The sequence below is a fragment of the Streptomyces sp. NPDC018964 genome (assembly GCF_044390325.1).
Classification (GTDB): Bacteria; Actinomycetota; Actinomycetes; order Streptomycetales; family Streptomycetaceae; genus Streptomyces.
The window spans coordinates 45,165-67,410 of sequence record NZ_JBIRYZ010000034.1 but is presented as its reverse complement, the minus strand read 5'-3'; the positions used below and the strand labels follow the sequence as shown (position 1 = coordinate 67,410).

Sequence of the window (22,246 nt, the reverse complement as noted above, 5' to 3'; positions counted from 1 at the left end):
ACGACCCTTATGGAGATCGAAGAGAGCATGACCGTGGAACAAGGCGCAGGTGCCGGTGGAGCGGACCTTCTCGCACGCATGGAGGCGAACCTTGCGGAGCATGCGGCCCACCTGCATCGCCACATGGACGGTGCGACGGTGACCGAAACGGATGACCTGCTGATCGCCGACGGTGGAATCGAGGACGACACGTTCAACATCGTCGCAGCAGCGCGCTTCACCCCCGAGCAGGCCGCGGCCCGCATCGAGCTGACGGTCCATGCCCTGAAGGCCGCGGGACGCCCGTTCTCCTGGTGGGTCGGACCTGCTTCGACGCCCTCGGACCTGTCCGACCGTCTGGAGGCAGCGGGCCTCGAGGCGTCCGCGAACGAAACGGCCATGTGGGCACCCCTCGACGCGCTCCCGCCCCGCCCCCATGTGGCAGAGCTCGATATCCATCAGGTCACGACCGCCGGACAACTCGTTGACTACGCGGCAGTCCTGTCCGCGAACTGGGATCCGCCGGCCGCCACGGTGCGGGCCTTCTACCGCGATGCCGCCCCGTGGATCCTCCGACCGGAGTGTCCTGCTCGGTACCTCGTCGGCTACCACCGTGGTCAGCCGGTCTGCTCCGCAGAGGTCTTTCATCACGCCGGCGTGGCGGGCATCTACAACATCAGCACCCTGGCCGGCCACCGCCGGCGCGGCTACGGCGGCGCCATCACCGTAGCCGCGTTGCACGCGGCACGCGAGTACGGACAGTGTCACGCGGTGCTCCAGGCAACAGCAGACGGTGAGCCGGTCTACCGACGCCTGGGATTCAGAGCGTGCGGCAGTTTTACAGAGCATGCTTTCCACCCGTAGAGCCGCGCATGACCACTTGAGGTGCTCCGCCGACGCGGTCGAAGGCGTGGGGCCGCCTGCGAGCCGTCTTCCGCCGGTCCTGAGTTCCGGCCCGAGCGCACTTCACCGCAGGGCGAAAACGGCGGGCCCGGTGGCCGACGGGACACTCGTGTTCCAGCGAACCCTCCCCAGGAAATCACTCCGAGGTGATCACATGCAGACCAAGGTGAGCCGCACTGCGGCGGGCACGGTCTACGACGTTGTCGGCAGCGGCGAGAGGACGCTGCTTCTGCTGCACGGTGGTTCAGGGCGTCGCCAGTGGTTCGACCCCATGGCCGCTCTCCTGTCGGACGGGATGCGCATGATCCGTCCTGACATGCCGGGCCACGGGGAGTCGGCAGCGACCCCTGGGTCCTACCGGCTCGAGGATTCGGCCGCAGCGATGGCCGAAGTCCTGGATCACTTCGGATCCCCGCGCTGTTGGGTCGTAGGACACTCCCATGGCGCCCATGTGGGTGCCGTACTGGCGGAGGACCGTCCCGACCTGGTGGCCGGCCTGGTCATCGGAGACGCCCCCATGGACCGCGACAGGATGCTCGCCCACATGCGGTCGACATACGAGATCAACCGGTCGTGGCGAGCACTGACCACCCTCACCTCGTCGGAGCGCGACGTACGTGACGGCTTCTTGGCGCTGGAAGTACCGACTCCCCGGGGAACCACTGCCTCCGTGGCCGATCTCTTCGGTGAACGTCATCCGTACGTCCGGGAGATGGCGGCTTCCCTGTTCCGACATGACGGCGACTTCCTCGATGCGGTCACACAGCGTTTCGACGAGACCTACCATCGGCTGGATGCCGGGTTGCTGGGCCGTCTGAACGTCCCCGTCGCGCTGCTTCGCGCCGACCCGGCGGCCGGCGGCCTTCTCACCGACGGCGACGTGAAGTTCGTCGAGCAGTGGGTTCCCGACGTGCGGATCGAACAGCTGCACGATGTGGGGCACGGTCTGCAGCTTCAGGATCCGGAACAGGTGGCTCATGCCCTTCGGAAGTTGATCGAGGGCAGCTGGGCCAGCGGCTTCCCAGCACCGTGTCGGCCCTCGGGCGGCCGGCAGGAAGGCGGGTCCGGGGAGCCGTGCGACGCAGTGCGGGTCCGCACCTGCTGATACCGCGCGAGCCCCGCGGTACCGGCGGGGAATGACGACCGACACATGAGCGAGTGAGCCGATGGGCGGAACGCATGCCCGTACCAGAACGCACCGTCCGCGCGGCAGGACGACGAAGGAAGGACCGATTCGGGCGGCTCTGGAGGCCCGCGGCGATCGTGCGTCCCCACGGCCCCGGCGCCGGCGATGAGCCCGCTCGCCGGCGCCGGGCGATCCCGCTGCTCCGGCCAGATGATTCGCCACACCCGGCTTCCGCGGGCGCTCGGTCGTCGCCGCGGCGGCACAGCCCCGCACTGGGCCCGTCCGCGCACCCGCCGCTCGCCCTCTCACACGTCACCTGAAGTCGCTCACCGGCATCGCGGCCCGAGTCCCTGACAAACCGGGGCGCCAACTCCTCGCCCTCGCCGAAGGTGCGATCACCGTCACCGGTCACCGGCAGGGCTCCGACGCCGTCGAGGCCGCGCGGGAAGCCGTGCCCGCCCTTCCCGCGACGGGGACGTACCCGGCCCGAATGGGTCCGAGCGGCGGTACGGGAATCGGCCGGGTCGACGCCACCGCCGGAAACGAGGACGGTGCGCTCCGCCTCGGTGACCGCGGACGACACACGCCCGGATCGAGTGCGCCGGAGACCCCGCCGGGTCCCGGCGCCACTGGCCACCACCTCGTGGGAGCGGTTCGCCGGCCTCGGGCGCACGCAGGGCCGACCGTCATCACACCAGGTGAGTCTCGACCCCGGACTCCCTCAGCGCCTTGAGCGTGAGCGGTCCGTTCGGATGGGTCCGCACGTCCTTCGCCGCAGCATCGGTGACGAAGGCGCCGACCGCGCTCAACGGCGCGACCTGGCTGAACGCCCGCACACCAAGCTTGGTGGCGTCCGCCACCGTGACGGTCCGTGCCGCCTGCGCGAGACCTACCTGCTTGACCGCCGCGTCATCGAGGGAGAGCTCCGTCCAGCCTCGTTCGGCATGGACCCCACCGATCGACATGACGAAGCAGTCGAAGCTCAGCGCCTCCAGAGTGCGCAACGCCAGGGGACCCACCAGCGAGCGTTCGCCCGGACGTGAGCGCCCTCCCACGACGAGAAGTTCGATGCCCGGCTTGTCGGCCAGGACCGCGGCCGCCTGCAGACTCAACACGGCCACCGTGAGCGGAGCACGTTCCGCCAAGTACTCGGCGACGTGAACCGTCGTGGTACCGGCGTCCAGCAGCACCCTCGATCCCGGCTCGACCATCGCAGCAACCGCCGACCCCAGCCGGGCCTTGGTCATGGCCTGCCACTCCCGCCGGGCGTCGAAGCCCCCGCCCTCCTCTCGAGGGCGCAGGGGAATCGCGCCGCCGTGCACCCGGCGCAGCAGGCCCTGGCTCTCCAGCGCGTTCAGGTCCCGGCGAACGGTCATCTCCGAAACGCCGAGACGCTCAGCCAGCTCCGATACGGACAGCTTGCCCGAGTTCTGGACGAGCCGCAGGGTCAGGTCAAGACGGTTTCCGACGCTCATGCGTCATTTCTAACACCATTCTGTTCATTTGAACAAACCAGAAGGTTCGGCTTGCCGCCGCGAAATTGCCCACAAAGGAAAAACGGAACGGGAGAGGTGCTCGGAGGCGCTGCCCGGCTGCTCGGGCAACGCCTGGGGCACACGGCCCGAAGCTTGAGCCGAATGACGAAATGACGGCATGAGCTGTACGAACGTGGCGCGGGACCGGGGCTCGAGCCGCCGGGTACGGTCTGCCCGGGGTCTCTGCGCGAAGGTCGCCGCAGGTACCCCGTACATCTGAGTCATCGATGCTCAGTGCGGCCGGCGCGCAGGCCCGTCGCCGCGGCACGCGGACGCCCGGAACGCCGGACGCCGGCTCTCGCCGCGCTCCCGACCGCCTACCGCGCGGCCGCTTGTCCACGGCTGCCGCTTCCGGCGGGGGCGGCGTACCGCGGGAACATCCCGCCACCGGCCCGCGAGTGCTCTGCACACGGCCAACCCGGGTGGCGCCGCCATGACCCTTGCGGCCATGTCAAGAGCAGACATACGAGCAACGGTCACTCATGCTGCTTCGGGACGGATACCTTGAGGCGTTTCCGACCTGACGGGAGGTCGGGCGGGTGACCCCGGCGGTGGGCATGAGGAAAGCTCCTGGTGGACGGGTTCACGGCCAAGATCACCAGTCCTCCGGGGCTTTCGCGTGCTCGTCCACCCGTCCGGCATCGATCTGCCCAGCCGCACGATGCAACACCTCTCCGGTCCCCTCGGGGGCTACCACCGTCGGATCGGCTCCCGGTGGCGTCGCCTGACCTGCGGCCGGCAGTCCCTGCTCGTCCTGGCCCGCCTGCGCTGCGGCGGCACCTACGCCCCCTCGCCGCGGGCTTCCGCATCGGGATCGCCACGGCCTACCGCTACCTACGCGGGACCGTCGACCTCCTGACCGCCCTCGCGCCCGCGCTGGACCAGGCCATGACGGCCGCACGGAAGAAGGCGTATGTGATCCTCGGCGGCACCGTGCCGCCGACCAGCCGTACTGCTCCGGGAAGAAGAAACACCACGGGATGAACGTGCAGGTCCTCGCGGATCCAGCCGGGCGTCTGATCTGAGTCTCGGACGTGCTGCCGGGAGTCGCCCACGACCTGACTGCGGCGCGGGCCCACGGCATTCACGCCGCTCTCGCCGCGGAGGACGTCAACTGCTGGGCCGACAGTGATGGCGGGCGTTGGTGTCACTGACTGGTCCGACCCGTGGGCTGACTGATCGGCACTGCCATGTCTTCGCCTTGATCTGTCGGCCGGCCAGTGACACCATCGCACGCGGCGAAAGGCGTTGTGACTTCATAGAGCTTGTGCGAAAGGCCCCGTCACTGTCGTGTCCGCTCGCTCTGACCGGCGCGTGCTGTCCTGTCCCCGCGATGAAGAAGGCAGCACCCCACACGACTGGTCACCAGCCCAAAGGCGAAGTCTTTGCCGGAGTCGACACCCATGCCGACACCTATCACGCTGCTGTGGTCGACCCGCTGGGCCGGCCCTTGGCCGACCAGGAGTTCCCCACAACAACGGAGGGCTACCGGGCCCTGCTGGCATGGCTGGCCACCTTTGGCACCGCGGCGCCGTTCCGCGTCACGCCCGGATCGTTGCCGGGTCCGCCGTTCGGTCCGCGGAGGACGCGGAGCACGTCGTATGCCGTCACGCGACCGTCCGGTGTTCAGGAATGGTGGTCAAAGGCCCGCTGCGGCGACCTGCGTGTCCTGACGCCGCGCGAAGCAGCCGCGGAGTCCGCTGGAGCGGCGGCGCCCGACGCCGGTGCCGGTGCCCGCTCGAAGCGGCTCGGGAAGGGGTACTTGCGTTCCAAGAAGTCGCGGATGCCCCTCCTGGCCTCCGCCCTGGCTTCCGGGGCGGTGTCCACATGATTGAGGCAGAAGAAGTCGAAGCGGCGGCTGCGGTGCAGATCGGCCAGGCGCTGCTCGGCGTCCGGGCGGTTGATGTTCACGTACCGGTAGCTGAACCTTCCCGGCACGCCGCGGCCGGTCATCAGCGCGTACTGGTACAGCAGCGGAGCCGTCATCGCGATGTCCCGCGGTGAGCGGAACCGGGACGCCGTGGTGCGGGCGACTTCCTCGGGGAACAGCTCCTCGAGCGCCCGTAGCGCGCCGCGCTGCTGCGGCAACGGGGGTGTGCATGAAGTTGTTCGTCGTCATCCGTCCGAACTTTTCCAGCAGCAGACGGCGGACGTTCTTGCTGGCGGAGTTGGTGGCCGTCTCCTCGGCGTGCGGTTCTCCGATGCCGATCTTGAGAGGGGAGATGGGAATCCTCATCAGACCGCTGCCGTGGGAGAAGTGCTCCGCGGTGACCCGGCGTCCGACGAACACGTCGTCGTTGAAATAGAGGTAGTGCTCGGACAGGCCGGGAATGTGGTGCAGCCGGGTCTCGATGGCGTGGGAGTTGAACACCGGAAGGACACCCGGCGGGAAGACGTCGCGGTGGTCGACGACCGTGATCCCCGGGGCTCCGTCGTCGAGCCAGTGCGGTTTCTGGCCGTCGGTGACGAGGTAGACGTGCCGGACGAAGTCGGCGTACATCGCGAGCGAGCGCAGCGAGTACTTCAGCTCGTCGTGGCTGGTGTAGCGGGAGGCGTTGGTCTCCTTGTCCAGGATCTCGACGATGCCGCCCTCCTGGTACCGGGCTCGCTTGGCCCGCATCCCCGGCTCCTCGCCGTCCACCCAGGTGTAGACGACGTCGACGGGAAAGGTCACGTCGTTCACGGTCGGAAGGGCGAGCGGAGCGAAGGTCGGCACCTCCCGGTCGCCGACCCGTACCGTGGCCGGTTTCTGCTCGGAGGCCGGCAATACGTCCGTGATGCCGTTGTTCCGCGGGGCGACGAGGGACTCGGCGAAGACGTCCTCGGACGCCTGCGGCTGCGCTTTGGTCAGTCTCCGCGGCCCGTCGGCGGAGGCGAGCAGTCGTGCCCCGTCCTCCCAGAACTCCACGTCACAGGCGAGTTCCGGCCCGGCGAGCAGCTGGCCGGCCGGTCCGAGGTGGTTCTCCCCGACGCGCAGCACGTGGGCGGTGCGCAGCGCGGACGGCAGGACGCCGTCGAGGAACATGGCGGGGTGCTTGAGCTGACCGCTGGGCAGCGGCCGGCCGATGAACACAGGCTGCCCCGCGTTCCGCGCTTCCAGGACGCCGAGGAACCGCTCCCGGTCGGCGACGTTCACGCCGACCGTGTGCCGGGTCCGGGAGGTCGGTACCAGGAAGTAGGGGATACGTTCCTGTTCCAAGGCGGTGATCACGATGTCCAGGTTGGAGGCGGCGGCCTCAGCAGCGGTGAACCCGCTCACCACTCGTCCGTACAGTCGCTGGCCGCGCACCGCCACCGGGCGCAGTACCGGGTCCGTGCCCGCGGCCTTGCGGCGACGGCGCATGGTACGCAGCTGCCAGACCCGCTCGGCAGCCTTCCGCTCGACTCGCGGTCGTATCCGCCGCGCAAAAGAACGCACGGTCACGTTCTGCACTCCTCTTCAATGAAATGTTCGACCTTGTGACGTCGGACAGGACCGCGTGAACACGGTTGCTCGAGCCGGTACTGCTACCACTCACGCGCCGCGGCGAGTGCGGGTCGTCGGCGGCGATGGGACACCGCCACAACGCCGGTAGCCCCCCTGCGGGGGGCAACGGAAAGGGCTGAGGCCCCACTTCGCAGCCAGCATCGGCGGACGCGCTCCCTCACCGTGAGACCCAGGAGGAGACGAAAGCGTTTCGTGATCGGGGTCTCAGGTATCCGGCTCGGCTCCGGAGCGGACCTCGGCCGGCGCACGGCACGGAAGCCGGTGGACGTCACCGCCGCGCACTTCCGCGAAGCCACACGCTGGCGCACCACCGCAGGCGTCAGCGGCCACTGTGGTCGGGTTCATCCGCCGTCCAGGACAGCACGTCGGATGTCAGGTTTTACCCTCACCATGTACAGCACACACCTGCGATGCCGTGTCCCGCTTCGGCATCACTGAGGGTGGGACACGGCACGCTGCTTCCTGAGCACGTCTTTGGTCACTGAGCACAGCATCATGGGTTCCGGAAGGCACCGGCATGAGCATTCGCTACTCAAACGGAGCGCTTACGGCGGCAGGGAGTGCGGCTCGATATCGGCGGGATGGGCAGCGTCCAGCTTGGGCGGCCGGCCGGTGGCCGGGCGCCGGCGCAACGCCTGAGCCCCGCCCTGCTCCCACAGGCGTTTCCACCGGCGCACACTCTCGGGGTGCATCCCCACTGCCCGGGCAACCTCGGATGAAGGACGTCTCTGCTCGAACAGCTCGGCCGCGCGCATGCGACGGGCCTCGGGCCAACTGCGGCCGCGTCAGCGGCAGGACGGGGACATCAGCAACAGCATCCTGCGACTTGGAGGACACACCATCATGTTCACACCGCCGAAGCCCCAACCACCACAGAACTAACGAAAAACCCAGTAGACGATCAGTTGGTCTCCGGCCAGGCAGAGCGAGTCCGACCGTCCACGCCGTGGGTCGCCCGGTGCCCCTCCTGCATCGGTACACCACAGCAGGTCTCCCCCTGCGGTCGCCTCAGCCGCTCCGCCGCGGTCTGCACCTTCTGCGTCCGGCTCCGCCCTTCGGGTGTTGACGGCCGACACCGTGCTCCCGCCGTCCTTCCTCACCGGTGGAGTAGGGGCACAGGCGGATCCGGCCGGTTCGGGACGCGGTACCGCTGGGCGGGGGGTCAAGCGGCCGCTCCCGGTTCGATCACGGCCGACACGGCACCCAAGCTCTCACCGGCACCGGCACCGGCACCGGCACCGCTCCGAACCCACCCCTCGGCCGGTAGGTCGAGGCTCTCTTCGTGTCGCCGGCGGGCCGCCGCACCGCCGTGGGCGCGGCAGGACGACCTCAGACGCTCGAGTGTGTCCGGGTCTCTACGAACGCCCGTCTCCGGGACGCGAGGTGTTGAGGCGGTTCCGGCACGGTAACTTTGCCCGATCCCTGCACCACCTGCAGGATCACTCGCAAACGAGTGCTGACACCCATAACGCAATCCAACATGATTAAGTTATCTCAAACAATTATCTGCGCGTATTGAGCAGAGCCCGTGGACCGGTCGTACAGCGAGCGCTCATCAGGCCCCGCAGCACGGGTGTGCATGAAGCGGAATTCCTTCAAGCGCTCGCCGGGGCTCGGCGGTTCGCTCCGCCGAGTTCAGCACCCGCGCCCCGCGGCGGGCGTTCGCTGTGCGAACGGAGGAGTGAAGCACCCGCACGAGGGCACGGCAGGCCCATCCCGCCGTGACGCACTCCCTGTTCTCGAAGAGGGAGCGCAGAAGCCGTTCCGGTGGGCCGGGGTGAGCACCGGCCGTCGGGGAGGGCGGATCCTCCGGCTGCGGTCCCTCTCGAAGGTGACGCACGACGGCGCTCGCGCACCAGCCATGGACGGTGTCGCCCCACCCTCACAACCCCTCCGCGTGTTTATATGAACAATAATATGTTAGAAATGTGCCATGCCTATGACCTCGCGCCCCGACCTGCCGCCGAAGGCCGTCCCAGTGCACCCGCTCCCTGAACGGCAAGCCCGGGGGGCGCGCCGACCACTCAGGCCTCGGCAGCCGGGCCTGCCGGCCCGCCCTCCGCCGGCGGAGAACCAGGTCACGCCGGACGGTACGGCGGCGACTGCGACGACTGAGCGGCCCGGCCGACGAAGCGGTCTCCGGCCACTCAGTCCCCCTGTCGGCGCAACGAGCCGCGACCCCGCCCGGCGGCGCCTCACTTGCGCCTCGGGGCCTCCCCACCCCTGCGCATGCGGTGAGCGAGCGAACCAATACGTCGATACAGGACCACAGAAACCAACAAAAGAGGATAGACATGCTGATCCTGCCGCCAGTCCGCGTGGGTGAGCACTCCCTCCCGGACGGACGAGTGATCGGCTGGGCCGAGTGGGGTCGACCGAACGGCACGCCCGTCCTGCTGAGCCCTGGCGCCGCGACGAGCCGTCACCTCGGAATCGACGCGACCGCTGTGGCTGAGACAGGTATCCGCCTCATCTCGCTGGACCGGCCGGGGCTGGGGGTCTCGTCCCCGTCCCCCCAGCGCACTCTCGCAGACTTCGCAGCGGACGTCGTGACCCTCTCTCAGCAGATGGGCCTCGGCAAGCCGGCAATGATCGGCTTCTCCCAGGGCGCGCCGTTCGCGCTCGCGTGCGCCGCAGCGGACGCGGTCAGTGCACTGGCTGTCGTCTCAGCAGCCGACGAGATCGCTGCGCCGCGTTTCGCCGGCACCCTGCCACCAGATCTTCAGCAACTGGTCGACCTGTCGGTCGACAAGCCCGAGCAGGCTGCACAGGTCTTCGCCACTCTCACTTCTGAAGCGATGTGGGACATGGTCATCAGCGGTAGCCCTGACTGCGACAGGCACGTGTACGAGTCGGAACCGTTCGCAAGCACTTACCGGACCGCACTGCGGGAAGCGTTCACTCAGGGGCCCGAAGGCTACGCGCGGGACACCGTCCTCGCCATGAGCCGGTGGGGCATCGATCTCGCGTCGATTGGAATCCCCGTGGACGTCTGGTACGGGGAGCTGGACCTCAGTCACTCCCCCGACCAGGGAGCGAGCTTGGCTGCGCGTATTCCGACAGCCGTGCGTCACCTTGTGCCCGATTCCGGCGGCTCCGTGCTGTGGACCGAGAGCCTTCGCGTTCTCCGCACCCTGATCGGACGAGTGTCCGGCCCCAACTAGCCGCAGCCTTCGCGAGCAGGAGTCCGCGTGGCCCGGCATCGCCCCCGTCGTTCCAGGAGCCGCCGGCCGCATCCGATCCCGGTTGCAGGCCCTCAGAAGCCGCCGAGCAATCCGCGTCGCCGAGTCCGACCGCCGGAACCGCTGTCCCACGGTTCCCCGGCCACGGTCGATTCGGGACACCGCGTGAAGACTCCCCGACCTACCAACGCCTCATGGGGCACTCAGGCAGATGCCCCTCTCACCGTTTCAGGGAGAAACAGGACAGATGGACGCCATTTCCGGTGACCAGTTGATCGGCAAGGGCAGATACGCGCTCCGCCACGAGCTCGGGCGCGGCGGTATGGCGGCGGTTCACCTGGCGCACGACTCCGTCCTCGACCGCCAGGTGGCGATCAAGCTGCTGCATCCGGAACTCAGCCATGACCCGTCCTTCCGCGAGCGATTCCGTCGCGAAGCGCAAATGGTCGCAAAGCTCAACCACCCGAACGTCGTTTCCGTCTTCGACTCCGGTGACGACATGGTTGACGGCCGTCATTTCAACTACATGGTCATGGAGTACGTCGAGGGGCAGTCCCTCCGCGACCTGCTCCGTGGCGGCCAGGCCGGAAGGCCCATGGAGCTTCACTCGACGCTGGACCTCACGTCCGAGATCCTTCAGGCCCTCCAGGCGAGTCATGAAATCGGACTGGTGCATCGCGATGTAAAGCCGGCCAATGTCATGGTGACCCGCCGTGGCACCGTGAAGGTGATGGACTTCGGAATTGCACGAGCACTGCAGTCTCCGTCGGCCGCTATGACCCAGACCGGCGCCATCGTCGGCACACCTCAGTACTTGTCGCCCGAACAAGCACTTGGCAAAGCGGTCGATCCGCGGTCCGATCTCTATTCCGTGGGCTGCCTGTTGTTCGAACTGCTGACGGGAGTGGTCCCGTTCGACGGTGACTCCGCACTCGCCATCGCGTACGCCCATGTTCGTGACACACCCCGGTCCCCGTCGTCGCTCAACCCCACACTGCCTCCCGCAGTCGACGCACTGGTCCATCGGGCCATGGAAAAGGAACCGGCCGCCAGATATTCGGGCGCAGCCGAAATGCTGAGGGCTGTGCGGGGGACCAAGACGTCCCTCTCCTTCGGGGCACCCGCGCCGGCCACTGTCGCTCAGCCGGGCGTTCCCCTCCTGCCGCAGAACCCCCTTGCGCCCGACAGCGGCGCGTACTCGTCCTCCCCTCCGCCGCCTCATGGCACACCTGTACCTCATGGCGCCCCCGGCTGGTACAGCCCGGGCTCTTCCTACCAGGCACCGGCTCGGCCGAGCCGGTCCTGGAGCGCTCCACTCCTCGCCGCCACTGCCGCCGCGATAGTGGTCGGCGCAGCGGCTCTGGTCTTCGCCTCGATGGAGAGGACGTCTGACGAAGCGAAAGACCTCGAGGTGAGCGCGACCGCCGAGCCCACTCCTCCTGGTGTTTCTTCCTCACCCTCCTCCGCAGCTCCGGACGAGACCCGGACCGGAGATCCCAACCTCACCATGAACATCTCCGACTGCCAGCAGGAAGTGATGCTGGACGGTTCGGTACCGATACCCTTCTTCAAATTGCACCACATAGACTCGGCCCGAGAATGCGCGGCCGCCGGCGGATGGAAGCTGATCGAGAAAGAAAAAAATGAGAATCTTTGGGGCGAAGGAATCGTGGTGAACCAAGACCCGTATGGTGGCTTCGTCGACGACACCGCACGCGAAGTAACCGTCTGGGTCTCTACGGGACACAAGTGAGGGCCCGGCGACAGTTGACCGCACGTTGAGTTCCGCATGAAGCGGCGGCCATGCCGCAGCTTGGCCATGGCCCGGCGCGGCTGTCGCCCTCATCAGGTTCTGGCGGCACAACCGGGGAGTCCATCGTCGCCGACCGGCCGACGTCCGTGACCACACCCGCCCGTGGCTGCGACCCTGGAGCCTCCGTTCGTCATGCCCCCTCGATCCGCCGACGGGAACGGGTGCGCGGCGTGCCCACCGTCCATACCCCTCGGGACGTCCCGCCGGACCACCCGGTACAAAACCTCAGTCGGCACCGGCATGGCCGGAAACTCACGGCGCATTTCCTTCCACTTCCGTATGCGAATCTTCGAAGGGAGCAGGAACAACCGGAGTCGGCGGTATCGGATTCGGTGACCAACTCCGTGGTGCACGCCGTGCCGGCACTGGTCTTGCGTCTTCACCGGGGTGTGTCGATTCAACGGCTGACCTCAATCGTTGAGTGGTCGGTTGCTGCTCTGGGTCAGTCGGCCCTCGAAGGTGATCCGGAAGGCGTTCAGGGGCGCCTTCCAGCGCATTGGTCCACCGCTTGCGGCCCTTTCCCGTCGGATCCAGGCCCATCAGCGCCATGAGGGCGCACTTGAGGGCGGCGGCCCCGTCGGGGAAGTGGCCGCGGACCCGGACGGCCTTACGGATGCGGCGTTGACACTTTCGACCGCGTTCGTCGAGCAGATCACCTTGCGGATCCCAACGTCGAAGGAGAGGAAGGGCACGAACTCGGCCCAGGCGTCCGACCACAGCTTCACGCTCGCCGGGTACCCCTTCCCCACCTCTCCTGGAACTCCAGGAACCGCTCCGTGGCCGCGTCCTCGCTGGGGCGGTGCAGACGGGCTTGAGGGCCTTGGCCACCTTGTCCCCGTCCTGACGGGCCGCGTGGCGGAAACTGTCGCGCAGGAGGTACACCATGCAGGCTTGAACAATTGTGCGGGGCCAGACGGTCTCGGCCACCTCGGGCAGGCCCTTCAGACCGTCGCAGACGAGCGTCAGGATGTCGTCCAGGCCGCGGTTCTCCAGTTCGGTCCGGCCGGATCGTGCTTCTCGTAGCCGAGGTGATCGGTGATCTCGCCCTTCAGGGCGGACTGCAGCACCCGCTTCGTCAGCATCTGCAGCAGTCCGCCCTCGCCAGTCAGCCGCGGCACCTCCGTACGGGCACGGTCCACCAGCATCGCGATCAACTGCTCGTCCGTCGCCTTACTCGACGGCGCCTGCACCGACTCCTCAGCGGGCTCAGGCTCAACGACGGTCCCGGTCATCTCCGGCGTCTCCTTGATCATCAGATCCGCCGTCGATGGGACACTCCCAGCCCCACAAGCAGGTCCGTGCCCGCGTCGCCGCGACTGCCGCCTGGGAGGCGACGGCGTCCACCACGCCGTGCTCGGCATCGCCCGCCTCCGCAACCTCACACTGGCCGGAAGGGAGGCGACGACACCGGTCGATCAGCAGGTCGTAAGTCGTTCAAGGGACGACGCCCAGGCGGGTGACTTCCCTCCCGGCAGCCGGTGAGTGCTGTAATCACGGACAAGGAACAAGCGACCAGGAAGCGCGTGTTACGCATCAGAACTGACGCAGCACGGAGTTCAGGGCTGCACCACTCTGCCGGCCGACTGGAGCTTGCACCTGACAGGCTGAGGACCGTTCTCGGAACCGGTGTACGGAGTCGTCAGCTCGGTCGTGGTCGATGCGCCTCCGTCGACCACGACATCGGTACGCGACGACGTGGCCGAGACAGCGGCGTCGCCTGCGCCGGTCGTGAACTGCACGGTGAAGTCGTAGGCGTAGGGCAGAGTGTCGCCGTTGCGCACCGTGACCCGCGCGGCCAGGCGCTCGGTGGCATCGTCATACGCGCAGTTCGTGATCCGGACGTCGCTCGTGGCGTTCGTAGCACTCGGCTTCGACCGGCCGCCCTTCCCGTGCCCCGTGGGCTTGCTGTCGGTCTTCTTGCCGGAACTGCTGTGCGATCTGCATCCTCCACCGTCAGAGCTGCCGGCGCCGGTCAGAGCGACCAGGACGACACCGAAGACGGCAACGGCGCGAAGGTTACGCGGCTTCACTTTCACTCCCCCTGAAGCGGTATGGCAGGTGCGCTGTCATCGAGCGCGGCCACACTGTAACAGGAATCGCACAGGGAATGTTCATATGAACACAATGACGGTCGCCCAGTGCCGGAACGACTCACCAGTTCACCTGCGAAAACGTTGCCGAATCCGCACGCCGGTCGCGCGCCGACGCTCAGCGGGGAGTCCGACATGGTGAAGGTGTCCGAACGAACACAATCCATGTGCGCCAGTACCAGGTCCCGTTGACGGAGCCGATCGACGAGTCGCGGGGCGGATGCGCCCGCCTCGAACCAGCACGGGCCCCGACATCGCACGCAGGTGTGAACGCCCGCGGCGCTGGTGATCCGGCTCGCCCGGCAAGGGTCGCGCGCCCTGCCCCACGGACACCACTGCCCGTTGAGCCGCCTCGGCGAGCGCCCCTGCCGCGACGGCCGAGGTCGCGCTTCTCGCAGCCCGTACCGAGGCCGCGCTCATGACGGCGGCACCCGCGACCCCCCGCTGTCCACGCGGCCAACCGTCCACGGCACGACAGCAGCACGCCGCCTCCACGCCCTCCTGCGGCGGCGCAGGGCCGTCCGCCGGTACGACGACGTGGTCGGCCCCGGCTGTCATCGCCGCGGACCGGGAGCGTCACATCACCACCGACTGCCGCATGACACCACTTGCGGGGGCGCGTCCGGCAGCCGTCGCGTGCCGGACACGTCCACGGGGTGTCACCCGGGATGACGGCGCCTCCCTGACCTCAGGCTCGAGAAGACGGCACGCCAGCGATTCGAACATAAAATCGTTAGATCTAACTAAGGCATGTTAGAAAAGAGTCGGGTGTGGCAGACGAGTGGTCGGCCCTGGTGCGCCCCCGCGCTCTCCGGTGGATGAGCGCGCCTCCTGAGCCCGGGCCCGCCAGGCCCGACGGTTCACCCGTCCTTTGGAAGCCCACAACCGTCAAGCACCCCACGAGCACCGCAAGCCGGCGGTGACGCGCGGAGCGGGCAGCCCTGCGAGCGATTGGATGCGAAGCCTGATGAGCCACTTGCCTCGGGAAAGACCCAGGCGGTCGACCGGAGACTCCGCGGCTGCGGCCGCGGCGCTTCACGACGCGTACATCGCGAAAATCAACACTGCGGTCGGTCTGGGGCATGACGTCCTCGTGTCCGAACTGTCGCGGGAGTACGAGATCGAACGCGCGAAGTTCCGCTTCTCCGGCGGACCGGCCGGACATTCCGCGGCCGTGAGGATGTGACTCGGCCGGAGGGATGAGCGTCAGGGAGTGGCGCCCGTGCGCAGCCCGGTGCCCCACCGGCGTTCCTTCCGGCCCTGTCGCACACGAGAACCGTTGGACCACACGTGAATGCGGCGGAGGTGTCGAGGTCCAGGTGCACCGGTACGGCGCGGGCCGGCGCGCGCGTGACCGCCCGCCGTCTCGCGCGCACCACACCGACCACGTCCGTACACCGTCCGGCATCCGCTGCCGGTTCCCCCGCCCGCCGCCCGGAGCCGCGATGCCTGCCTCTTTCTCCGTGCCGCCGTCCCGCGACTTCGACGCGGTGATATTCGCTTATACCGGCGTGATCGGTCTCGCTCCGACACCCGGCCAGTGGGCACGACTGGCCGGCCTCGCAGGATGGCGGAGGAGTGAGATCGGAGCGTTCAAGCGGCAGTACCGTCAGTGGCTTCCCCGGTACCAGGAGAACCTCATCGGGACGAAGGAGTTCTGGACTGTGCTCATGCATCCGGAGCAGGAGGCCGGCCTCGACAGCGAACTGCTGGCCGCGCTGCGGAACGCGGATACGGACATGTGGACCTCCACCGGCCCGGGTGTGACTGCGGTTCTGCGCTCGACGCACACCGCGGGGACACCGGTGGCCCTGCTCGCCGACGTCCCGTGGCCGGTAGCCGATGCCATAGAGGGCACTGAATGGCGTGCCACCCTCATCACCCGGACCGTGTTCTCCTCCCGGACCGGGGTCACCAGCCCCGCGGCGCGCGCGTTCGACGCCGCCTGCGTCGCCGTACGGGCACGCCCCGAGCACACCTTGTACGTGGACCGGAGTCGCAGGAACCTCGACGCGGCGGCCCACTTCGGCTTGAAGGTGCTTCACTCCACCGGCGACCCGGCCGGACTGGCCGGCCGGCTGCCTGAAGGTCCTGCCGACGACGCGGTCACGACTCGCCGACCGTCGTCCCCCGCTCCGCTTGCGTCCGTCACGCGACAGCCGCGAAGGCGGGGGCCGCGGCACGCGGTGGAAGCACGGACGGCTGCGCAGGTTCACCGCAGGACCGACGTGAGTCCCCGCGACCGGGCGATCCGGCTTCAGAAAACTGAACAGCCTACGCGGCATCCCGCATGAGTACCCATGCCATGGCGGTACGGCCGGGAGACGCCCAGTGGCTTGTGGGCCCGTCGCCTCACGGGCCTTTCGCCACGCACCAGCGGTGGGTGCGCCGCACACGAGTGAGAGGAAGGACAGCGATGACCTACAGCGACGACTTCCGGCCCAGCGAGCGAGGCCTCATGATGGCCGTACGCACACTGCTGCGGGAATTGCACGAACCCGGCCGGCCCCACGTCGATCCGGCGACCGCTGCGGCCGGCCTGCCCGACGAACCGCCCGAAGAGGGTCTCGGGGGAGAGGCCGCCCTCCGGGCGCTGTCACCTGTGGCCTTCGCGGATGTCAGTCGCCTCGACCACCCCGGTTTCTTCGCCCACATGGACCCACCGACGCCGTGGCACGCGTGGGCGGCGGCCCTCTGGGCGGCCGCAACCAACCAGAACCTCCTTCACCCGGACACGGCCCCCGCGGCGCGAGCGCTGGAGTCACGGCTGCTCGGCTGGCTGGCACCGAAGTTCGGCATGGACGGTGGGCACTTCGTTCCCGGAGCCACGGTCGCCAACATCACCGCGTTGTGGGCAGCACGGGAACTCACGGGAGCGGATCAGGTCGTCGCCTCTTCCGCGGCTCACCTCAGCGTGGAAAAGGCCGCACGGCTTCTCGGCATGAGCTACCTCGAACTCCCGGTGGACGGAGAGCAGAGGATCCGTGCCGACCTGCTTCCCGACGACTTGCGGCGCAGCATCCTGGTCCTGACTGCAGGAACTGTGGGTACCGGATCCGTCGACGACCTCACGACAGGTGCTGGAGCAGCCTGGCGCCACATCGACGCGGCATGGGCGGGAGCGCTCATGCTGTCTTCTCACAGCGAGGTCCTCGACGGACTGGAGCTCGCCGACTCCGTCGGGGTGTCCCTGCACAAGTGGCTCTTCCAGCCCAAGGGCAGCGCTGTGGTCATGTTCGCAGAAGCCGACCGGGCACACCGTGCGCTGACCTTCGGAGGCAGCTACCTGGCTGCCCCGAACGTGGGCATCCTCGGCTCGAGGGGCGCATCCGTACTGCCGCTTGCCACCTCCCTTCTGGCATGGGGTACGAAGGGCATCGGCGCACGCATCGACTCCTGCATGACGGCGGCCGCCTCTCTTGCCGATCTCATCGCGGCTGATCCCGCTCTCGTCCTCTGGCGCCGCCCCCTCACGGGAGTGGTGAACTGGCGGCCGGCCGAACACGATGCCATGGCGGTGCGAAGCCGCCTGGAGGATGCCTGGGTCAGTACGGCCGATATCGGCGGGCAGCGGTGGTTCCGGTCGGTGGCCGCCAATCCCTGTGCCGATCCGGCGACAGTGGTGCGGGCAGTGCGCGACGCCATGACATCCCACCAGTGACGGTCGGGCACGTCGGCCGGCAGGACGGAGCCGGCCCTGCGACACGCGGGGAGCGGCTTCCCCACCCGGCCAAACATTTCAATGTTCAAATCAACGTAGATGTGTTAGAAATATCCTGCGGCTGTCACAACCGTCCGCCTCCGGGACCTGACGGAGTGGGGCGGCTCACCCAGGCGCACGCCAAGGCCCGCAGACAGGAGCGCCGACTCGCCTCGAGGTGTCGGGTCCTCCGGATCGTTACGGCGACGTCGGAGCCGAGTCGCGGACGGTTGCCACCGATCCGCGACGAGCAACGCCGGACCAGCCCTACGGTCCGAGCTCCGACATCGTCGACGGTCGGACGACGTGCGGCGTCCCGGCCCGAAGACACGACTTCGGCTCATCCACCACAGGAAGGAAACGTCTCCATGACGATCGACAGGCATTCGCTCATGATCCTGGTCGCGGGTCCCTACCGTTCCGGCACCGGCGACGATCCGGCCAAACTCGAAGCCAATGTGCGCGCCATGACCGAAACCGCTCTGGAGCTCTTCCGCGCAGGTCACCTCGGTGTCACCGGCGAGGCCCTCGCACTCCCGCTCCTGGAGGCTGCCGGCAGCACCGGTCCCGGCGACGCGGCCTACGAAGAAATCTTCCATCCCGTCGCCGAGCAGCTGCTGGCACGGTGCGATGCGGTGCTCCGGATCGGCGGCCCCTCCGAGGGCGCCGAGCTGATGGTCTCCCGGGCTCGTGCCACGGGAAAGGCCGTCTACACCAGCCTTGCCGATGTGCCTCCGGCCCGATGACAGTCGGCATGGACACGCCTGACCGGCGCGGGCGCGTCGACCTGCACCGACACGGCCGCGACCTGACCGGCAATCCCCGGGTCCGGATCCGCGACGTGGAGGTCCTCTCCTGCGACTGGTACGTCCTTCGCAAGACGACCTTCGACTACCAGCACAGTGACGGGCACTGGAGCCGCGAGCAGCGCGAAACCTACGACCGCGGCGACGGCGCCACCATCCTCCTGTACGACCAGGCGCGCGAGACAGTCCTGTTGACCCGGCAGTTCCGTCTGCCTGCCTACGTGAACGGCCATCCCGACGGGATGCTCGTCGAGACGGCAGCCGGACTGCTGGACGGCGACAGCCCGGAGGAGGCGATCCGCAGGGAGGCGGCTGAGGAAACCGGTCACACTGTCGGTGCCGCCGAGCACGTCTTCGCCGTGTTCATGAGCCCGGGCTCAGTCACCGAGCGACTGCACTTCTTCGCCGCGCCCTACGAGGGTGCGGCGTCCGGCCGTGCCCAGCACGGCGTCGCTGAGGAAGGGGAGGACATCACTGTTCTGGAGCTCCCCTTCTCCGAGGCCCTGAACATGGTGTACAGCGGTGACATCGCGGACGCCAAGACCATCATGCTCCTGCAATGGGCCGCACTCGACGGCCCGTTCTCACGTCCGCCCCTCACCCGCCGCGAGGCCTTCGACAGCTGACTCCCGGTGCCTCGGGAACCGTGCTCGCGAGATCAGGCCGGCAAGGTTCCCGAACCGCAGCATCACCGCACCAGGTCTGCGGGGACGGGTGGGGCGCCTCACGCATGCCTCCACCAGCGACACGACAACGGCCGCGTCGCTGGTCATCTGCTCACTGCCACCGTTTCCACCACAGGCACCGCCGACGGTGCCCCCGACCGTTGTCCAGGACGAGGCCGAGCGAAGCCCGCCCCGCATCGGCGGCGGTCCAGGGGTGGAGACCGGGCAGAAGGACGAGAAGGGCCTTGCGGTGATCGCCGATCTCCGGGTCTCACCAGACGCCCCCGAGGGCCTCGAACGACCTGCCGGGGTTCCGAAGAGGCCGGCCGGCGGCGACACTCGCGCCACCAAGTCCGCTCCGGTCGCGTTCGGCGAACTGGAGGATGTCGAACACCGCCCGGAGTGGAGCAGGAAGGTCGAGCGCACCGGCTGGGCGGTGGACGGCACGGAGGCGCCCGTCGACGTGCGGGTCCTCGACAGCTCATCGGTACGGCGAACCACAGCCGATCGCCGAACACGCCTGCACCCGCCCTCCGCGACTGTCGCTCGAGGGGAGAGGCGGCACCCATCACGCGATGAGCGAACCACCCTCCTGCGCGACCTCGTCCTCGGGCTATGAGCAAGCAGACCGGCCGGCAACCGATCACGGTCACACTGACTCGGAGACCTTTACGGGACAAGCCTTGGACAACGTCCCGTGATCGGGTTTCGGGTTGTCGCCAAGAAGGACTCGGGCAGGGGTGGGAATTACCCGGCGAGGACTGGGGTGTACGGTCGCGCCACGCCGATGACGGCATGGTGGACATCGTCGCCGCGGAGCCGGCAGGTCTCCGTCATGGAGATCGAAGCGAAGCATTACGAGAATGACGTGCAAGCGAAAGCACTTTGACTTGGATCGGAGAAGTGAGTGAAGGTGACCACCGAACAAGAACTGCGAAGCTGGGCCGACAAATGGCTGGGGAATCGCGAGATCCCCGAAGAGTTTCTGCAGCTTACCGCCCTGCAGAACGCCGGACTGAGTGGAGGGGAGGAGCTTTCCGCGATCGAAGCAGCAAGGCCGGGCCGCCCGGGCGAAGACAAGGGCGAAGTGGACGCATGCATGGGCCACCGGGAAGACCGCACAGAGCTTTTGGAATTCCTTGGGGTAAGAATCGTCGGCCCGCGACAGGCCGCCTTTCTGGCCCGTTCCGTACTCGATGACGAGAAGAACGCCGAGGCGCCGCATTTTGCCGAGGTCCTGAGCCACTTCCTGCCCGTAGCAGAAACAGACGACAGCGTCCTTGTCTACGGATACTGGCTTCATCCAGGAGAGAGTTGGCCTCCGCCCGTCATCTGCGTCGACGACGAAGGAAGCTTTTCACAGCCGAAGGGGCGTAATATTGTGGAGTCGCTGCTGTGCAGACGTTCGGACGGAGCGCAGGGCGGTGATAAATTCTCCTTCTTTGCACAATGGTTCAGGAATTTGGGTTTCACCGTGACGGCCCACACTGCTGCGGATGTCCACAAGCGTTCCCTTTTGAAGGACCCCGAAGATCTGGAAGCTGAAATTTTCGGCCGGAGCATGCAGAAGTCCGCTGGATAGCATCCGGGCACACAGTGGACCGAGAGAACGATTCGGGCCGCTCATCGACGGCGGCTTCAGCCGGGTCCCCTGACCGTTCGCCAGATCACCGTGCTCCGCAGGTCCTGATCATTGACGACCAGGACCTGCTTTCACACCAGGTCCCACGCGCGGCCAGTGCCCGCACACCCGGGGCGGGCGGCGGGACAGGCTTCCGGCCCCTGGCGGTGCGCCGTGAGAACCGGTCGTCCAGGGCGACCACTTCCGTTCGTTCAGGCGTTCAAATGAACAGTCCTCCGTCAGGAATGAGCTTATGGGTGCAGCTACTCGTCTCGACCTGACCCTGCGGCTGGTGCAGGGGTCGGGCACGTCGTCGGTATCCGAACTCTCGGAACGCCTGGGCGTCTCAGAGATGACCGTCCGCCGGGACTTGAACACATTGGAGCGACAGGGTCTCGTGCGGCGAGTCCATGGCGGTGCGGTCGCCGTACGCTCCAGAGAAGAAGGAGGGGGCTTCACAGCCAGACGTGACTGGCAGGTTGCCACCAAGAGCCGTTTGGGCGCCGAGGCGGCTCTCATGGTGAAACCGGGCTCGAAAGTTCTTCTGGATGCCGGGACCACGACTCTGCACGTTGCGAAGAATCTTGTTGAGCGGGCACCCCTGACGATCGCTGTCCTCAGCTTGCACACAGCCTCAGCACTGGCAGACAGTCCCGGTATCGAACTGCTTGTCGTAGGCGGCCGATCCCAGCCAGGGGAATGCTCGTTTGTAGGACCCCTGACCATACGAACTTTGGAGTCGCTGAGCTTCGACTGTTTCATCATGTCCATCGGAGGAATTCACGCGGAGCAGGGTTGGTCGGAATTCTCGCTGGATGACGCCGCGGTCAAACAAACAGGCTCTGCTCAGTCGACTCGTACGATATGCGTGGGGGACGCCACGAAGCTGGGCGTCCGTGCTTTCAGCCGGGTTGCGCCGCTGGGTGCGGTCGAGAGCTTTGTGACAGACGCTGCCGCGGACGATCCGTTGACGCACCCGAAGGGACCTTCGACGCTTCAGGCCATGAGAGAAGCCGGAGTCGAGGTCAAGCTGGTCTGAGAAGCACAGGCGCCGGCCATGGCCGGTACCTCTGCGCGGTGCCCGGCCAGCTGGTTGTCACCGCTGTGAAGGCCAGGCACCCTCGGAGCCCGCTGTTGACGTGCCGCTGCTGGTGGCGCGCCGGACCGTGGGCGAGGGGTGCGCGGCATGTGGTCACGGGTAAGGCTGCCACGCGGGGGGGTAGGCCGGTCGCATGCCCCCTGCGCATGGGTGGGCTGTGACCATCAGCGCACGGTCAGGACTGGCGGTACCGTGCGTCGTTTCCGGCGTTGTCCCGGTGGGCCGGGTGCCCGTATCCGC

The 22,246-nt window shown here is 67.7% G+C and carries 15 protein-coding genes and 4 pseudogenes; 13 read left to right on the top strand and 6 right to left on the bottom strand.

What is annotated here, in order from left to right:
- Positions 1-78 precede the first annotated feature (78 nt).
- Entirely contained in the window at positions 79-843 is a 765-nt protein-coding gene (locus tag ACH5AO_RS34895) for a GNAT family N-acetyltransferase (protein WP_398931829.1), read from the top strand.
- Positions 844-1,036: 193 nt separating this feature from the next.
- Positions 1,037-1,987: an alpha/beta fold hydrolase gene (locus ACH5AO_RS34890; RefSeq protein WP_398931807.1), complete on the top strand. Its 951-nt coding sequence runs from the start codon at positions 1,037-1,039 to the stop codon at positions 1,985-1,987.
- Between the two features lie 710 nt (positions 1,988-2,697).
- On the opposite strand, the gene ACH5AO_RS34885 is transcribed toward ACH5AO_RS34890, so the two are convergent.
- Positions 2,698-3,483 (bottom strand): DeoR/GlpR family DNA-binding transcription regulator, encoded by a 786-nt coding sequence (locus ACH5AO_RS34885; RefSeq protein WP_398931805.1) that lies wholly within the window; start codon positions 3,481-3,483, stop codon positions 2,698-2,700.
- Between the two features lie 774 nt (positions 3,484-4,257).
- On the opposite strand from ACH5AO_RS34885, the gene ACH5AO_RS34880 reads away from it, so the two are divergent.
- Positions 4,258-4,527 (top strand): hypothetical protein, encoded by a 270-nt coding sequence (locus ACH5AO_RS34880; RefSeq protein WP_398931803.1) that lies wholly within the window; start codon positions 4,258-4,260, stop codon positions 4,525-4,527.
- A 642-nt stretch (positions 4,528-5,169) separates the two neighbouring features.
- On the opposite strand, the gene ACH5AO_RS34875 is transcribed toward ACH5AO_RS34880, so the two are convergent.
- The 3 genes and pseudogenes from ACH5AO_RS34875 to ACH5AO_RS34865 form a co-directional block, all read right to left on the bottom strand.
- Positions 5,170-5,631 carry a stealth conserved region 3 domain-containing protein gene (locus tag ACH5AO_RS34875; protein ID WP_398931827.1) on the bottom strand — a complete coding sequence of 154 codons (462 nt, stop codon included), beginning with the start codon at positions 5,629-5,631 and terminating at the stop codon, positions 5,170-5,172.
- A 211-nt stretch (positions 5,632-5,842) separates the two neighbouring features.
- Positions 5,843-6,568, bottom strand: a pseudogene (locus tag ACH5AO_RS34870) (stealth family protein); the annotation flags it as partial.
- Between the two features lie 1,007 nt (positions 6,569-7,575).
- Positions 7,576-7,797, bottom strand: a pseudogene (locus ACH5AO_RS34865) (helix-turn-helix domain-containing protein); the annotation flags it as partial.
- Between the two features lie 1,527 nt (positions 7,798-9,324).
- Between ACH5AO_RS34865 and ACH5AO_RS34860 the strand changes: the two are divergent.
- Positions 9,325-10,194, top strand: coding sequence for an alpha/beta fold hydrolase (locus tag ACH5AO_RS34860; protein ID WP_398931801.1), 870 nt, complete (start codon positions 9,325-9,327; stop codon positions 10,192-10,194).
- Between the two features lie 265 nt (positions 10,195-10,459).
- Positions 10,460-11,965, top strand: coding sequence for a protein kinase (locus ACH5AO_RS34855; RefSeq protein ID WP_398931799.1), 1,506 nt, complete (start codon positions 10,460-10,462; stop codon positions 11,963-11,965).
- A gap of 470 nt (positions 11,966-12,435) precedes the next feature.
- On the opposite strand, the pseudogene ACH5AO_RS34850 reads toward ACH5AO_RS34855, so the two are convergent.
- Positions 12,436-13,257, bottom strand: a pseudogene (locus tag ACH5AO_RS34850) (transposase).
- A 41-nt stretch (positions 13,258-13,298) separates the two neighbouring features.
- Here ACH5AO_RS34850 and ACH5AO_RS34845 point away from each other — a divergent pair.
- Positions 13,299-13,507, top strand: a pseudogene (locus tag ACH5AO_RS34845) (hypothetical protein); the annotation flags it as partial.
- 74 nt (positions 13,508-13,581) lie between these two features.
- On the opposite strand, the gene ACH5AO_RS34840 reads toward ACH5AO_RS34845, so the two are convergent.
- Complete coding sequence (locus ACH5AO_RS34840) at positions 13,582-14,055, bottom strand: hypothetical protein (protein ID WP_398931797.1); 474 nt, start codon at positions 14,053-14,055, stop codon at positions 13,582-13,584.
- Between the two features lie 1,505 nt (positions 14,056-15,560).
- Between ACH5AO_RS34840 and ACH5AO_RS34835 the strand changes: the two genes are divergently transcribed.
- The 7 genes from ACH5AO_RS34835 (at position 15,561) to ACH5AO_RS34805 (ending at position 21,946) form a co-directional block, all read left to right on the top strand.
- On the top strand, positions 15,561-16,409 hold the full coding sequence (locus tag ACH5AO_RS34835; RefSeq protein ID WP_398931796.1) for a hydrolase: 849 nt from the start codon (positions 15,561-15,563) through the stop codon (positions 16,407-16,409).
- A gap of 122 nt (positions 16,410-16,531) precedes the next feature.
- Positions 16,532-17,776, top strand: a complete 1,245-nt coding sequence (locus tag ACH5AO_RS34830) for a pyridoxal phosphate-dependent decarboxylase family protein (RefSeq protein ID WP_398931794.1) — start codon at positions 16,532-16,534, stop codon at positions 17,774-17,776.
- Positions 17,777-18,183: 407 nt separating this feature from the next.
- Positions 18,184-18,561, top strand: coding sequence for a DUF4406 domain-containing protein (locus ACH5AO_RS34825; RefSeq protein WP_398931792.1), 378 nt, complete (start codon positions 18,184-18,186; stop codon positions 18,559-18,561).
- Positions 18,558-19,247 carry an NUDIX domain-containing protein gene (locus ACH5AO_RS34820; protein WP_398931790.1) on the top strand — a complete coding sequence of 230 codons (690 nt, stop codon included), beginning with the start codon at positions 18,558-18,560 and terminating at the stop codon, positions 19,245-19,247. The genes ACH5AO_RS34825 and ACH5AO_RS34820 overlap by 4 nt, the downstream gene beginning before the upstream one ends.
- 253 nt (positions 19,248-19,500) lie before the next feature.
- Positions 19,501-19,905: a hypothetical protein gene (locus ACH5AO_RS34815; protein ID WP_398931788.1), complete on the top strand. Its 405-nt coding sequence runs from the start codon at positions 19,501-19,503 to the stop codon at positions 19,903-19,905.
- A 294-nt stretch (positions 19,906-20,199) separates the two neighbouring features.
- The gene (locus ACH5AO_RS34810; RefSeq protein WP_398931786.1) at positions 20,200-20,868 is read left to right on the top strand and encodes a hypothetical protein; all 669 of its coding nucleotides are present in this window, start codon (positions 20,200-20,202) and stop codon (positions 20,866-20,868) included.
- Positions 20,869-21,160: 292 nt separating this feature from the next.
- Positions 21,161-21,946 carry a DeoR/GlpR family DNA-binding transcription regulator gene (locus ACH5AO_RS34805; RefSeq protein WP_398931784.1) on the top strand — a complete coding sequence of 262 codons (786 nt, stop codon included), beginning with the start codon at positions 21,161-21,163 and terminating at the stop codon, positions 21,944-21,946.
- Positions 21,947-22,246: the final 300 nt, after the last annotated feature.